This window comes from Mammaliicoccus sp. Q-M61, assembly GCF_022386055.1.
Lineage (GTDB): Bacteria > Bacillota > Bacilli > Staphylococcales > Staphylococcaceae > Mammaliicoccus > Mammaliicoccus sciuri_A.
In genome coordinates this window covers 64,862-80,294 of record NZ_JAJNJL010000006.1, presented here as the reverse complement: position 1 = coordinate 80,294, position 15,433 = coordinate 64,862, and the positions used below count along the sequence as shown (strand labels likewise).

Here is a 15,433-nt window from a genome sequence, read left to right as displayed (position 1 = left end):
CAACCCATAAAATGATTCAAATCCTGTATCATTCTCTCATATACAGCACACGATTATTTGCAATATTAAAAAGACACCCCAACAATTTTCTAAGAATGTTATGATATTACTATCAAAAACTTATCTTATACATCGTGGGGGTGTCTTTTTGTCTGAAATGCTCAATATTTTACTAACGGTTGTTGTACCGATTTTTCTAATGACAGCGTTAGGTTATGTGCTTCAAAAGCGTGTGAAACTTGATTTACGTACGCTCGCAAAATTAAATATCAATGTGTTTGTGCCTGGATTTATTTTTGCGAAGTTTTACAAAGCTGAGTTAGCGGTCAATTTATTATTATTAATCATCGTATTCTTCGTCATATACATAATTGCTCTATATATCGTCGCTTTTGTTATCGCCAAAATGCAAAATTTAGATAAAGGTAAAGAGACAACTTTAACAAACAGTGTACTCTTCTTTAACTCTGGTAACTACGGTGCGCCGTTAAATGATATTGTATTTAAAAGTGATCCACTCGCAATGTCTGCACAAGTTATTGTATTAACGCTACAAAATGTCTTCACGTTTACATATGGTGTCTTCGCAATTCAATCTGTTCAATTAGGTAAACTTAAAGCTTTACTCAATTACTTTAAGATGCCCATTATATATGCACTCGTCCTTGCTATTATTTTAAATTATAATCATATTCCAATTCCTGAGTTCATGTGGACGACTGTCAGTTATTTGTCTGATGCTATGATTGCGATTGCTTTAATTCTTCTCGGTGCACAAATTGCCAATATTAAACTTAATTTTAAATGGTCATCTTCTTATATTTATATCTTTATAAGATTAGTTGTTGGACCAGCTATCGCATTAGTCATTATAAAATGCATGGGGTTAGATGGCATTATCGCACAAACACTATTTATTGCTTCAGCGATGCCAACATCCGTGAACAGTTCAGTTATTGCGCAAGAATATGATAATTATCCAGCTTTAGCTGCAGAATTAGTCTTCATGTCTACGTTGTTTAGTTCTATTTCTGTTGTTGTTGTCATTTATTTATCTTATTTAATTTTTTAATGTACATTTAAAAGTTCTTTAAATGTCTGACTTGAATAAGCTTCTCTATAGAGTCCACGTCGTTGTAATTCTGGAACGATGTATGTTACAAAATCTTCAAGACTATGTGGTAAAGTAGGTGGCATTAAATTAAAGCCATCTGCAACACCAGACTTAAACCAAAGCTCCATTTCATCTACTATTTCTTCGGGTGTACCTATTAATGTTAGATGCCCACCACCTGCATTGAGATATCCTAATAATTCTCTCACTGTAGGGGCGGTATCTTCTATAATTTCTAAAATTGTTTCATATCTGCCTACTGGACCATCGAATGCTTCAACAGGTGGCAGTTCTGGGACAGGCTCATCCAATGCCCATTTCGAACAATCTTGTCTAACAAACGTACTTAATTGTTTGATGGCATTTTCAATTGGTAAAGCTTTATCTAATTTTTCTTTTTTGAGCAGTGCTTCTTCACGTGTTTCGCCAACATAAGTGACTAATCCTGGGAAGACTTTAATATATTTCTCAGGTGTATCACTTTCGCTAATAGCCGTATTTAATTTATTTCTATAAGCTTTCGCTTGTTTCAAATTCCATGATACTGAATAAACTGCATCTGCATGTTTGACGGCTAATGCAATACCTTGTTTGGATGCACCAGCTTGCATAGCGACAGGTTTCCCTTGTGGGCTACTTGGTGTCGATAACGGTCCATTTACTTGGAAATAATCGCCAGAATGATGAAAAGCATGCACATGCTCATGATTAATCACTTTATTGTTATGACGGTCATGAACGAAGTCTTCTTTATGCCAAGATGTAAATAGTTTGTCCATCAACTCAGCAAATTCTTGCGCTTTATGATATCTATCATCATGCTGAGGTAAAGCTTTCATACTATGATTTTGAGCTTCTATATCTGTCATAGATGTTACTAAGTTCCAACCAACACGACCATTCGTTGCATGATCGAGTGTTAAAATTTGCCTTGCAGCAGTATAAGGGTTTGAAAATGAACTTGAGATTGTTGAAACTAAACCAATATGTTGTGTAACTTGTGATATAGCAGTTAAGTTCACAATCGGATCTAACCAGAATGCAGGTAATTCACTATCTGACTTTGCAGGGAAAGATTGATTATCTGCAAAGAACACGGCATCTAATAAACCTCTTTCTGATAGTTGTGCTAATGATTGATAATAAGAGATATCACCAATCTGTTCGATAGAGGAGTCTTCCATAAGCCATGCAGCTTGATGATGGCCACAGCCATATAATAAGACACCAATATTGAGTTGATCACTTCTTAAATTACGCATTTCTATTCTCCTTATCTCTCTTTTGGAATTCTAGTTCATTGTTAAGCCGCCATCTACAGTATAATTTTGGCCAGTTATACCACTTGCTTTATCAGAAGCAAGGAAGCTCACCATATTTGCGACATCTTGTGGTGAAGTAACTTTTTTAAGAGGTGTTGATTGAGCAATTAAGTCGAATACTTCAGGTGTTGTTACAGAGCTGGCATCGGTCGTTTTGAGTAAGCCACCTGAAACAACATTGGCTGTAATGCCGTATTGACCTAATTCAGCAGCGATATTACGCGTGAAACCTATTAAACCAGCTTTCGCAGTTGTATATTCATGATAAGGTACGACAGGATTTTGGAATAAGTTTGTACCGATGCTAATGACAGCACCTTGTTTTCTTTCAATGAATTGTGGTGCAACACTTTGCACGATATTAAATGCTGCTTTTAATGTGCCATCAATTTGTTGTTGATAGTCTTCCCATGTAAGATCGACGAATGCTTTTTGTTTTACTGGGTCAAATTTAAAGTTAACTAAAGCATTGTTGACGACGACATCAATTTTTCCAAAATGTTTCGTACCTTCGTCAATTAACTGGTCAACTTCAGAACGATTTGTCACATCCGCTTGAATAGCAATCGCTTGTTCTGCACCGATTTCAGCAACTAACTGTTCTGCTAACGCTTTACTATTATGATAATTAATGATGACTTGATGTCCTTCAGATGCTAATGTACGTGCGATTGTTGCGCCTAATCCTCTACTACTACCTGTTACTAAAATTGTCTTTGTCATATGTAACACTCCCATATAGAATTTTAAATAAAAAAATACACAACCTTCTCGTAAGAAAGTTGTGTAAAAACAAAGATATTTATAAAAAGGGCATAGTCATCCCTATAAATTCTTTTCACAAACACTTTCCTACGCTAGTACGATCTAGTTCAGGTTCAAAGGGTTCGAGTTCATACTCATCTCAGTTAAAAAAACACCCCTAGTGCATCTATTTAATTACTTTCAATGTATAGTTTTTAATAATCGATGTCAAGTTTGTATAAATGTTCAGTTGCAAACGATAGGTAAAATCGGTTATGATATAAAACGTACTGATTACGATTTAAAAAGAATAAAGGTGATAAGATGAAGTGGACGATAGTAGGTGGTGGCATCCACGCTATAACGATAGCATTAGAATTAAAAGTTAAAGGATTAAAAAATAAAGACTTAACAATTATTGACCCGCACGATGTGTTCTGTCATCAATTTGATCATCGAACACAGAATATTAGTATGCCTTATTTAAGATCTCCAATCGTACACCATGTTCATCCAAATCCTTTTCATTTAAAACAATATTTTAAGAAAATGGATTATGCAGGTGGCATTTATGGTAAGTATAAGAGACCGAAAAGAGATATGTTTATGGACCATACAGCAGAACAAGTTGAATATTACCGATTACATGAATGTCATGTTAAAGATACTGCAGTAGATATAAAGAAAGATCGAGATAATTGGTGTGTTGTATTGGAATCAGGGAAGATGATATATACACAGAATGTCATTATCGCATCTGGTTGTAACCATAAGCCAAAGGTTCCAAAAATGTATGAGAATGCACCAGATGTACAACATATTTTTGAAGATGCAAATATTCAATTTGATGAAAGTTCACATGTTGTTGGAAGTGGGATATCAGCAGCACATTTAGCGTTAAAATTAATTTATCATGATGATGAAAAGCATGTGCATTTATGGACGAACAAGCCGTTAGAAATTCATGATTTTGATGCTGATCCAGGGTGGTTAGGACCTAAAAATATGGCAAGCTTTTCAAAAGTAATAGATCCAGAAGAGAAGATGGATATTGTCTTAAAAGAACGTCATAAAGGTTCGATGCCACAAGAGTTATTCATTAGATTAAAGAAATATGTGAAAAAGGGCAGACTAACGATACATCTCAATGAATTAGATTATATTAACAATCATCAAATCATAACAGTTGATGGGAAACATATGGATTATGACCATATATTATTGGCAACAGGGTTTGATAATACTTTATTAACTCAACCGATATTAAATCGTTTAATTCATGAGTATGAAGCACCACTCAATAAATGTGGTTATCCTGAAATCAGTAAACATTTAGAATGGTTGCCGAATTTATTCGTATCAGGTGGATTAGCTGATTTAGAATTGGGACCTTTCGCTAGAAATATTATGGGTGGAAGAGAAGCGGCACGCAAGATAGGTGAGAAGTATCACGAAATAGAGCAATGCAGTTAGGTATATCAGACATAAAAAAATCCTGGAACAAATTCGTTCCAGGATTTTTAAATTAAATTTCTTTCAAAATGTTATAAATAGCTTCTGTGCTTTCAGCGTTGATTAATTTTTCTCTAGTATCATCGTCCATAAGCGTACGTGACAGTCTTTGTAATAACTTCAAGTGTGTGTCACTACTATCATTTGGTACAGCAATTAAGAAGATGATCTTAGGTTGTGTTTCATCTAAACTTTCCCATTCAACACCTTGTTTGTTATTTAGAACAGCTACGACAGGCTGTTTGACAACGTTTGATTTAGCGTGTGGGATGGCTACATTCATGCCAATTGCTGTTGTTGATTCTGATTCGCGTTTCAATACAGCTTCTTTTAACGCTTTTTCATCGTCTATAAAGTTGTGATGTTTTAAATTGTGAATTAGTTTATCGATTGCGTCATCTCGAGACATTTCAGCGTCTTCTATTGTGATGACTTTTTCGTGAAAGACTTGTTCTGATTCTTTCTGAGTTTCATCATTTGAAGTGGTTGTTTCTTTTTGATCGTTATCATCTTCATCTAATCCCATAAATGATGTTGTGATACCACTATTAGATGATTCCATTTCAGGTGTTGCAACTGTTGCTTCTTTTTTCTTTAATAAAAGTGTGACAAGCATTGTAACACTACTTCCGATGATGACAGCAATAAAGAACCATAGTATTTTATCGATACCACCAAGTACAGCTACAATTGGACCACCATGTGCAACTCTATCTCCAACGCCACCTATAGCTGCAATAGCTGCTGCAACCATTGCACCAATCATATTTGCGGGAATAATACGTAATGGGTCTTGTGCGGCGAATGGAATAGCACCTTCAGTAATACCGAATAAGCCCATTGTAAATGATGCTTTACCCATTTCAATTTCACCTTTATTAAATTTACGTCTATTGATAAAAGTAGCAAGACCTAAACCAATAGGTGGTGTACATACAGCTACTGCAACCATACCCATAACGGCATAGTTTCCTTCAGCAATTAAAGCTGATCCGAATAAGAAAGCAACTTTGTTTACTGGACCACCCATATCGAATGCAATCATAGCTCCGATAATAAGCGCTAAGATAATACTATTTGTACCTTGCATACCTTTTAACCATGTTGTTAAGCCTTCAAAAATACTCGCAATCGGTGCGCCGATAACAAATATGAAAATAAGTCCTACAATAATTGAAGAAATAATAGGAATAATGATAATTGGCATAATCGGTGCCATTGCTTTAGGAATTTTAATATTTTTAATCCATTTAGCAATATAACCTGCTAAGAAACCAGCGACAATACCACCAAGGAATCCTGCACCAGCTTCACTTCCGTAAAAGCTACCATCAGCAGCAATTGCGCCACCAATCATACCTGGTACTAAACCTGGTTTATCAGCAATACTAACTGCAATGTAACCAGCTAGAATTGGAACCATAAAACTAAATGCTAAACTACCGATATTTTCAATAGATTTCCAGAATGAATCATCCGGAATTTTAAGACCTTCAGGTGTTGTATGTCCTCCTAAAGTTAAAGCAATGGCCATTAATAAACCACCAACTACGATAAATGGCACCATGAATGAGACACCATTCATTAAATGTTGGTAGACCATTTGTAGACCACTTTTTTGTTCTTCGTCATCATGAGTTTGTTTATTGCCACCTTTTTCATGATGGATATGTGCATCTTGATCGATGATGCGTTGAATTAATAATTTAGGGTTGTGAATACCTTCTCTAACACTTTCGTTAATTAATCGTTTCCCGTCAAATCTTGATAAATCGACTTGTCTGTCAGCAGCGATAATAATACCATCCGCTTCTCTAATTTCTTTTGATGTCAGAACATTTTCTGCACCGACACCACCTTGTGTTTCTACTTTAATATCTATGCCCATTTCTTTTGCGGCTTGTTCTAATTTTTCTTGAGCCATATAAGTATGTGCAATCCCGTTTGGACAAGATGTAATTGCTAAAATTTTCATAACGTCAGCTCCTTCTTAATTCAATTGTAAACGCATTCACTGAAGCATAAAAAAGAATAATTGCCGTTAGTAGTGGCAATTATTCTTTAAAACGATCAATGATATATTGTTTGAATGGTTCATCTTCTAATTTTAGTAAATGTTTAACATCTTGTTCTGTTAATGCAGCAATACTGTGTATGATTTTCTTCATTACTTGTTTATCTTTGTCTGCAATAGATAAGAAGAATACTAAATGAACTTTATGTTGTTTCCATGATATATCTTGGCGGAGTCTAAACATTAGTACATGTGACTTAAAGACTTTAGTAGGGTCGCCATGTGGAATAGCGATGCCATTTCCAATATAAGTTGATGAGAACTTCTCTCTTTCTAATGCACTTTCAATATACCCACTTGATATTGCATGTTGTTGATTAAGCAAACGTTCCGCATGTTGGAATATATCAACAGTAGAATGTATGTCTGTTTCGATTGGTACCGATAGAAAGTCGATAGGCAATAATGCGTCGTTATTTAAAATAGGGTTTTGCTTTTGATTTAAAATGGTTTGAAATTTATGAGCATCTTCTTCTGAAAATAAAGGTGATACTTGAACAACTTGCACGTTACTTGGTATATGTTTCATATCAATTTCGTGTGTTGTAACGAGTATATCCGTATTAGAAAATGGGTAAGTTGAAACGTCTTCAAGTTTAATCGTATCCGTAATATTAATTTTATGGTTTAACTTTTGAATTTTTGCTTCTAATAAGCTTGAAATGCCAAGTCCATAGTAACAAGTAATGACAACGTTAAATTGATCTTGTACATTACGATCTATCGATGATTGAAAATGCAATGCTAGAAAGGCTATCTCGTCTTCACTTATATTAAGTTGTGCATCTTCTTCCAGTAAATGAACCGTTTCATATAATGCATTGAACACAAATGGGTATTGCTGTTTTATATCCTCTGTAAGCGGATTGTTAATATAAACGTTCTTAACGATACGCAAATATGTTCTGCTAAAATGTGAATAAACATTTTCACGAAGTACAGCATCTTGCATAAAATCTATACCGACTTTGGCATTCATTTGATAAATTAAACGTTCAATATAACTTTGAATAAATATTTGTTTGAAGCCAAGATCATATTTATCAAAATAATAGCTAATAAAAAATGAAAATAACTTCGCTGTTTCATCGCTTAAAGTGTACTTAAGTTGTCTATTAATATCTTCTATAATTGCCCGGGAAATGGCCAATGCCTCTTGATTAATATCCCATTGTTCTGTTGTATCGTGGATTCTTTTGAAAATAATGATTAGGTGTACGAGCAACTGTTTAATATGTACTTTTGAAGTTTGAATATGGTTATGCTCTAAATGTTGTTCCATAATATGCATCATTAATTCGCTATGCGCTTTTGGGATTTCATTCAAAATGAAGTCCTCTACCTTAACATTGTTTGTAGAGAGTTGGTTTAAATGAAGAATAGCGTTGCGAATATCCATTTCATTGCCACTTACCGTAACGCCTTTTCTTTTAACAAGTTTAATCGCAACGTCATAAGATTCACACCAAGCTTGAATTTGATTTAAATGATCGATGAGTTCATTCTTCGTTAAAGCATAGTCTTCAGATAATTGTTCAAGCGTAACAGATTGTTTATACATTAATAATTGGTAAGCCATCTTGATAAGCGTCTGACCGTTCTTTTCCGTATATTGATTCAATATGGATTCTATCTCTTCAGTTTGATATAACTCGTGATTTAACTGATAACCACGCCCTTTAATACTGATAATGACATCTTTAATTTCACTATTAATATATTTAATATCGCTTCTTACCGTTCTATTTGAAACATTCAAATAGTCAGCTATTTCAGTCCCGTTTAAATAACTATCACGATTTAAAAGTAATAGTCTCATTAATTTCACATGTCTTTCTAACAATAATCCCACCACATTTCAAGTCCACATTTAGATTCATATTATATTGTAAGCGTTTAATGAATGGGTGACAAATAACGATAATTCTAGAGTGTCCAATTAGTTGTGAGTGTTCTTTAATTCCACTTAAAATAACTATTTTAAAAAACTAAAAAAATAATCTTATACTGTTGATTTTGTAGTTAAGGATAGTAGGAAAATAATATAAGAACTATATTAATAAAGCTAAATTAATGCGATAAAAATAAATAGTGTATAATCAAGATTCTTTGAATAAAACTAAATTAATATACGGAAATATTTGTTTTTACATTGTTAACATTTTTTATTCATACAATTATTTATAAATAAAACAACTGTAACGTAAATATTAAATAAAATATCGAATTCTTATAAAATTATATAAAAAGTACTTGAAAATTTTACAAAATGTATTGTATAATTTTTCTGAAGTTTATTGTGTATATTTACATCATTTACAAAGCAAACTTCATATTTTACGTTTTGATAAAAGGATGGGGAAGTTAAGGTGGAAAGGAAAATTAATAAACAAAGGTTTAGTATTAGAAAGTACTCTATTGGCACAGGATCAGTATTATTAGGGGTACTAATATTTTTAGGGGTCAATCAAGAAGCGCAAGCAGCTGAGAATGATCAAGCTACTGAAAATGTTATGACCGAAGAAAGTACAATGAGTGAAGAAAATCCTATAAATAACGCAAACAACATGACGGAAAACACAGACACTAACACTAACGAAGCGGAAAATAAAGAAAGCTTGCAAAATGATGATAAAAATACAGAATCAGAAAGTGTAAATGAAGCAACAACAGAAGAAATACAGCCAAACAGCAATCAAACTTCAAATACAACAGAAGAAAACATGGAATCAAATATCACTCAACCAAATGAAACTGCAAATACAGATTCAAATAATGAACGTAATGAAAATACAGATAGAATGACTGCAACTTCAGCAGAAACAGACAATCAATCAATTATTCAAGACATTAGTGTTAAGATGTTATCTCCTGAGAATGGAAGTACTATTGATTACAATACAAATATTAATCTAGCTTTAAATATGACATTTAATCCTAATGCAAAGCCTGGAGATAAGTTTGAAATAACGCTACCAGATTATATGAATAAGTATAGTGGATCAAAGATGTTAGATGTTTATGATAAAGAAGGGGAATTATTAGGAAATGTTAATTATGAGAACAACAAATTAATATTTACTGCTGATAATTACTTTGATACACATACTGACATAAATGCAAACTTAAATATTGTTACAAAAGCAACTTCACCAATTTGGGAAAACAACACTTCTCGAGAAGTTGGATTATTGATTAATGATAATTTTGTATCAACAAATAATACATTAAATCTTAAAGTAAGTACATATTCTGGATATACAGAATCTCTTACGCCAGTTCAAGAATATAAAGAAGGGGTAAGTGATATTTTACATATGTATTCAACGCCTCAATTTAAAGAGTCAGGCAGACATACTGTAGAATTCATTTCTGAAAATTATCCAGATGCATATTATAACTGTGAAGCAATCGAAAAATATGGATTAAATTTATACTATGGTGTTGCTAAAAATAACTATACGCTCTTAAATACAATTAAAGATGCGGATAAATACAACATAAAAGTCGTTTGCTCTAAAGGGAAAGTTACTGTTTCTATGGATGTAGAGCAAGGTTATGGTTATACAGTAGCAGTCCCAGTTTTACTTGCAGATAATATTAAACAACAACAAAGTATGGATGAATTTTATTTTTCAAACAATTCAACTGCACCAGAAGGTACTACATGGTCTGGTAAAAAACTTTTAAAATATGATTGGCAAAAAGGTGACGGTAATGGTAACAAACCTGTGAAGCCAGAAGAGCCAGTACAACCGGAACAACCGGAACAACCGGAGCAACCAGAGCAACCAGAACAACCGGAGCAACCAGAACAACCGGAGCAACCAATGGAACCAATGAAGCCAATTAAAGCTAACAATCCAGGAAATAAAGATAAAACGATGGTTCCTCTTAAATCTGAAAATATGAATAACCAAAATAATGATAATGGAAATAATATGTCTTCTGGAAAAATAAATATGAACACGCATAGTGACAAAGATCATAAAAGTCAAATGCTTCCGAATACGGGTGAAGCTAATGTTGATAAAGGTTTAATTGGTAGTTTAATAGGTATATTTGGTGCTAGCTTCCTCTTATTCAAGAGAAGAAAAGTAACTAAATAAAAAGAAGATATGTAATTTAAAAGGTTAGTTAAAAGTGATGTTTGTATAAGTTTGAACGATAAAGAACTAAATATTGTTTAAGATTTGGTCATTTCTAAATATAGAGAAGATGAAGTAAGTTTATTCTTCTTATTTAGTGTAGGACTGAGGATAGATGTTTATTGAATCCAAAAATAATGAGCCTTTTCTTAGTGTAGAAAAGGCTCATATATTTAAATTATAAAGTATTCATTTATTAGTATATTCCATAGCAGCTAATGAATTGAAAAATATGTTTATTGTATTTGAGTTTCAATAATATATTTAGTTGAGTGCTTTTAAAGGTTAGGAGAGGTTAGTATGAAAGGCATTATACAATATGAATTACATAGAAAAGATGTTTTGAATCAAATACATGATAAGAAGAAGTTAAAGAAAATAGACATTATAACGTTGTTTTATATAAATGAAATGAATGCTACAAAAATTTATGTGCGACGTCTGAGGAAACTTATGTACAACACTTCTTCATCTGAAATTGCATCATCTTTAAAAAATCTTGAATCATTAGGGTATTTTAAGAAAAAACGAGATGTTCAAGATGAAAGAAAAATAATATTATTTGATATTGATTTAGAAGCAATAAGAGATACGTTAGACTTTATTGAAGAAACATTAGACGAAAAAGATTTAAAATTTTAAATAAATCTCCTACTTAATAGGTAGGAGGTTATTTTTTTAAAGGCGGTTCTGCACATAACTAATGTTTAAATTAATTGGGTAATAAGGTAATATTAGTGTAAATAATAAATGTTAGAAAATAAGTAAATTATATAAGGAGTAATGAAAATGGAACCAATTCAAGAAGTTATATCAACGGTACAAAAGTTAATAGACAACAAGGATATTAGCGCATATAGAATCAATAAAGATATCGGAATTGCAGCGACTACTATTAAACAAATTAGACAAGGTATACACGATATCAATAAGCTTAAATTTGAAACGGTTATTGCGTTATATGAGTACCAAAAAGCATTAGAAAAATAAGGCTACAAGTTACATATCAATTATACTTGAGCTCATCATAATGCTCACTTACTATAAACAGAATGCATGTATTATATCTTTCGACATATTATACTGAACTTAGATATTAAATATAAACTTTGAAGGTGACGTAATTGGTTGAAAATATATATTTAGATGAAACGAAAATTCCATTAACATTTTTTGAAGACGAAACTGTAGATGGTTTATATAAAGTAACAATTGAATTTAATGTAACGAGTGAAGCGTATCACGATATTGCAGTTTTGTTATATAGAGGGCGTTTTGATGTTGAAGTTCCGGATAAAGATAAGAAGTTTAAAGGTGAAATCTATAATTATTCAACGTCTTTAACAAATTTATATGAGGACAATCAAGTTGCGGTGTACCGTCTTGTGCTTAAAGAAATGCGAGAGGACCAAAAGGGATGAACGGTATGAAATTGAGTATACTTGATCAATCACCGATTGCACCTGGTCAAACAGCGAGTGATGCTTTTAAAGATTCGTTGGCATTAGCGCAATTAGGAGAGGCTTTAGGTTATGAAAGGTATTGGCTAACTGAACATCACGGTTTGTCCAACCTTGCAAGTTCAGCGCCAGAGGTATTACTTTCTTATATTGGTGCGCATACAAACCGTATTAGAATTGGTGCAGGTGCTATCTTGTTACCACATTATAGACCGTATAAAGTTGCCGAGCAGTTTAATACTTTGGCTACTTTATTTCCAAATAGAGTAGATTTAGGTATAGGAAGAGCACCCGGTGGCTCAGCTGAAGCAACTAATGCGTTATCGAAGCATTTTTTGAAACAAGTGTGGGCTTTACCAGAACTGTTAGAAGAATTATTGATGTTCTTGGAAGGTCAATTTCCTGTAGATCACGAATATCATAAAGTAAATGTGTTACCACAACCTGATGTACCACCAACACCGTGGTTATTAGGAACAAGTGAGAAAAGTGCTTTACTTGCTGCTAAAAATGGCATGCCATATGTGTTTGGTGCTTTTATGAGTGATCAAAATGGTCGTGCAATTGTGGATCGTTACCGTGAACATTTTGAACAAAGAAATCAAGAAACACCTAAAGTGATTGTAACGGTATCTGTCATATGTGCAGAGACTAATCAAGAAGCGGAAGCACTTGCTATAGAAAGTTTAATACCTAAAGTACAAGGTGAAGATAAAAAAGAAAAAGTACAAACATTTGATGCGTTAAGTGACCGTGAAAAAGAAATGCTTTATGACATGAAAGACAATATGATCATAGGTGATGTTGAAACCGTTCAATCAAGACTTCAAGCAATTCGATCAGAATATCAATGTGATGAAATCATGGTCAGTACAAATACAATAACGCATGAGGATAGAATGCAATCTTATAGATTATTAGCACAAATATAAATACTTGTTTCAGAACTCAAATATGATATTAAAGGGTGATTTCGTATGATTTTATTAATAGGAAAAATCATCATCTCAGTCGGTCTCATAGTCGGTTCAATTATAGAAGAAACAATACGAGCTAAACGAAAAAAACAGTCTAGAACAAAATAGGGTTCTAGACTGTTTTTTGTTAATTTCAAATATTATGACTTGATGTGTTTATTTATTTCGGATACGAGTGCTTGTACGCCTTTATATTCTAAATGCACGCCGTCATAGGCGAAGTATTCTGAATGGCCGTGTGCTTTTTGATACCAATTGACTAATTGAACATTCTTATGTGAATCTGCTGCTTTTGAAAGTTTCTTGTTGACACTTTGTTCCCAATCTCTTGGTACGTGTGTATTCACGACATATACATGCGCATTACCAAACATTTTAATGAGCTTTGTCAAATCATCATAAGAAAAATCTCCATTCGTACCAAGTTCAAGTACGACTTGTTGATTGGCTTTATTAAATGTACTGTATTTTTCTTGAACGAGTGGAATAGCGTCATTTAAATTACGACCGACTTTACCATCTATTATTGCATCTGGATATGCTTTATGTATTTCTTCCCCGATATCAACCATGACGGAATCACCGATAAATAACATTTTATCTTGATGCTTCCCTTTATGATTATGAGTTTGTTCGCTATTAAAATTAATTTTAGGAATAGGTAATATCAAACTATTCCTATCATCGTGATTTGAAACTTTAAAAGTCTTCTTGGCATGATGTTGTTGCGTTTGTTGTAAATAATCAAAATGTCCAGAAAGTATTGTTAACGTAAGACCAATTAATACTAAAGTAATGCTACTCTTAGCAATAAGTGATTTTAATTGAGCTTTTCCAGGTTTGAAATACGCTAGCCCGTGTATTCTAATAGGTACTTCAACATAACGATATGAACATTCAGCTAACAGTAACGTTAATATGATTTCTATCAATATCATGTAAAAAGGGATTTGCCCTTGAACGAAATGTTTATTGATAAATGTTATGACAGGGTAATGCCATAAATATAAACTATAAGATCTCTGTCCAATCCATAACAATAATCGATTACCTAATACTTTAGATAATAACGTGCTAGGATGAACAGCACTCGCGATAACAGGTAAAGAACCTAAAGATATAAGATAAATACCACCAAAGTATAACCAATTGTCACTGGATGAAGCAGTCAACATAAAGTAAATTAGTAGCGCTAAAGAAATACAACCTATCGTTTCAATTCCAATCTTTAACGGCGTTATAATATGCTGTTTCAATCTAAAAGGCGGCCATATGTATGCTAGTATTACACCTAATAGCAAAGTTTGTAATCTAGTGTCTGTTCCGAAATATACTCTTGAATTATCAACATTCGGTTCAGCAATTAAAATCATTAACAATAATGAAATAAGAGAAGCTATAAATACAACTAAAACAAAATGCCTTTTTAACTTTTTAATGCGAAGTAATATCATTAATAAAATTGGCCAAAATACGTAAAATTGTTCTTCAATCGCTAGACTCCATAAATGTTTAAGTGGCATCACTTTGAAGCTATCAAAATAACTAACATGATGAAAAATATACCACCAGTTGGATACATAAAATAAAGCAGCAAACGTATCTTGTTTTACACTTTTAATAATACTCGGTTCAAATAATAAGGTATATATGAGTACAATACTTAATAAAAATAAGACTGCCGGCAGTAACCTTTTAATACGTTTCTTCCAAAAATGTAAGAGGTTAATCGTGCCAGTATGTTGATATTCATGGATTAATAAGCTCGTAATTAAATAGCCAGAAATGATAAAAAAAGTATCCACACCTAAAAAACCACCCGATAACCACTTAGGATTAAGGTGATAAATGATGATAGCTATAACAGCAATTGCACGCAAGCCATCTAGACCATATAAATAACGAATTGGATGTGACTTTATCTCTTTCATTTGACCATTCATTTCTCATTGTCTCCTCAATAAATTGTAAAAATTTCCAATAAGAAATATTGTACCATAATTTACCAAGGATATACAAAAAAAGGATAATGGAGAGAAAGGGGCTAACGATCAAGACTCAAAAACAAGATCGTTAGAAATT

Annotated in this window: 11 protein-coding genes, 2 pseudogenes and 1 riboswitch; of the genes and pseudogenes, 7 read left to right on the top strand and 6 right to left on the bottom strand. The window is 32.8% G+C overall.

Features of this window, described 5'->3' with window-relative positions; translation table 11 throughout:
• The first annotated feature begins 148 nt into the window (after nt 1-148).
• Nucleotides 149-1,072: an AEC family transporter gene (locus tag LQ677_RS09390; protein ID WP_204253228.1), complete on the top strand. Its 924-nt coding sequence runs from the start codon at nt 149-151 to the stop codon at nt 1,070-1,072.
• Here the strand turns inward: LQ677_RS09390 and LQ677_RS09385 are convergent.
• Entirely contained in the window at nt 1,069-2,376 is a 1,308-nt protein-coding gene (locus LQ677_RS09385; RefSeq protein WP_239748733.1) for an NtaA/DmoA family FMN-dependent monooxygenase, read from the bottom strand. The genes LQ677_RS09390 and LQ677_RS09385 overlap by 4 nt on opposite strands.
• A gap of 30 nt (nt 2,377-2,406) precedes the next feature.
• Nucleotides 2,407-3,159 carry a 3-oxoacyl-ACP reductase gene (locus LQ677_RS09380; RefSeq protein WP_107576769.1) on the bottom strand — a complete coding sequence of 251 codons (753 nt, stop codon included), beginning with the start codon at nt 3,157-3,159 and terminating at the stop codon, nt 2,407-2,409.
• A 109-nt stretch (nt 3,160-3,268) separates the two neighbouring features.
• A riboswitch (TPP riboswitch) is annotated at nt 3,269-3,370 on the bottom strand.
• Between the two features lie 134 nt (nt 3,371-3,504).
• Between LQ677_RS09380 and LQ677_RS09375 the strand changes: the two genes are divergently transcribed.
• Entirely contained in the window at nt 3,505-4,653 is a 1,149-nt protein-coding gene (locus LQ677_RS09375; RefSeq protein WP_239748732.1) for an NAD(P)-binding domain-containing protein, read from the top strand.
• A gap of 52 nt (nt 4,654-4,705) precedes the next feature.
• On the opposite strand, the pseudogene LQ677_RS14850 reads toward LQ677_RS09375, so the two are convergent.
• From LQ677_RS14850 to LQ677_RS09365, 3 genes and pseudogenes are all read right to left on the bottom strand, one after another.
• Nucleotides 4,706-5,140: pseudogene (locus LQ677_RS14850) on the bottom strand (PTS sugar transporter subunit IIA); the annotation flags it as partial.
• 71 nt (nt 5,141-5,211) lie between these two features.
• Nucleotides 5,212-6,667, bottom strand: a pseudogene (locus LQ677_RS09370) (PTS fructose transporter subunit IIC); the annotation flags it as partial.
• A 79-nt stretch (nt 6,668-6,746) separates the two neighbouring features.
• Nucleotides 6,747-8,585: a BglG family transcription antiterminator gene (locus LQ677_RS09365; RefSeq protein WP_239748730.1), complete on the bottom strand. Its 1,839-nt coding sequence runs from the start codon at nt 8,583-8,585 to the stop codon at nt 6,747-6,749.
• Between the two features lie 550 nt (nt 8,586-9,135).
• Here LQ677_RS09365 and LQ677_RS09360 point away from each other — a divergent pair.
• From LQ677_RS09360 to LQ677_RS09340, 5 genes are all read left to right on the top strand, one after another.
• Nucleotides 9,136-10,875, top strand: a complete 1,740-nt coding sequence (locus LQ677_RS09360) for a YSIRK-type signal peptide-containing protein (protein ID WP_239748729.1) — start codon at nt 9,136-9,138, stop codon at nt 10,873-10,875.
• A 339-nt stretch (nt 10,876-11,214) separates the two neighbouring features.
• Nucleotides 11,215-11,556: a transcriptional regulator, SarA/Rot family gene (locus LQ677_RS09355; protein ID WP_037589219.1), complete on the top strand. Its 342-nt coding sequence runs from the start codon at nt 11,215-11,217 to the stop codon at nt 11,554-11,556.
• A gap of 147 nt (nt 11,557-11,703) precedes the next feature.
• Nucleotides 11,704-11,904 carry a hypothetical protein gene (locus tag LQ677_RS09350; RefSeq protein WP_126477634.1) on the top strand — a complete coding sequence of 67 codons (201 nt, stop codon included), beginning with the start codon at nt 11,704-11,706 and terminating at the stop codon, nt 11,902-11,904.
• A 134-nt stretch (nt 11,905-12,038) separates the two neighbouring features.
• The gene (locus tag LQ677_RS09345; protein WP_126477633.1) at nt 12,039-12,335 is read left to right on the top strand and encodes a DUF3219 family protein; all 297 of its coding nucleotides are present in this window, start codon (nt 12,039-12,041) and stop codon (nt 12,333-12,335) included.
• A gap of 5 nt (nt 12,336-12,340) precedes the next feature.
• Nucleotides 12,341-13,306, top strand: coding sequence for an LLM class flavin-dependent oxidoreductase (locus LQ677_RS09340; protein ID WP_239748755.1), 966 nt, complete (start codon nt 12,341-12,343; stop codon nt 13,304-13,306).
• Between the two features lie 185 nt (nt 13,307-13,491).
• Here LQ677_RS09340 and LQ677_RS09335 read toward each other — a convergent pair whose 3' ends face one another.
• Nucleotides 13,492-15,294 (bottom strand): acyltransferase family protein, encoded by a 1,803-nt coding sequence (locus LQ677_RS09335; RefSeq protein ID WP_239748728.1) that lies wholly within the window; start codon nt 15,292-15,294, stop codon nt 13,492-13,494.
• Nucleotides 15,295-15,433 lie beyond the last annotated feature (139 nt).

Excerpts from the sequence above, each read along its gene's own strand:
- LQ677_RS09385 (WP_239748733.1), bottom strand. The coding sequence starts at position 2,376 with ATGCGTAATTTAAGAAGTGATCAACTCAATATTGGTGTCTTATTATAT.
- LQ677_RS09380 (WP_107576769.1), bottom strand. The coding sequence starts at position 3,159 with ATGACAAAGACAATTTTAGTAACAGGTAGTAGTAGAGGATTAGGCGCA.
- LQ677_RS09375 (WP_239748732.1), top strand. The coding sequence starts at position 3,505 with ATGAAGTGGACGATAGTAGGTGGTGGCATCCACGCTATAACGATAGCA.
- LQ677_RS09365 (WP_239748730.1), bottom strand. The coding sequence starts at position 8,585 with ATGAGACTATTACTTTTAAATCGTGATAGTTATTTAAACGGGACTGAA.
- LQ677_RS09355 (WP_037589219.1), top strand. The coding sequence starts at position 11,215 with ATGAAAGGCATTATACAATATGAATTACATAGAAAAGATGTTTTGAAT.
- LQ677_RS09350 (WP_126477634.1), top strand. The coding sequence starts at position 11,704 with ATGGAACCAATTCAAGAAGTTATATCAACGGTACAAAAGTTAATAGAC.
- LQ677_RS09340 (WP_239748755.1), top strand. The coding sequence starts at position 12,341 with ATGAAATTGAGTATACTTGATCAATCACCGATTGCACCTGGTCAAACA.
- LQ677_RS09335 (WP_239748728.1), bottom strand. The coding sequence starts at position 15,294 with ATGAATGGTCAAATGAAAGAGATAAAGTCACATCCAATTCGTTATTTA.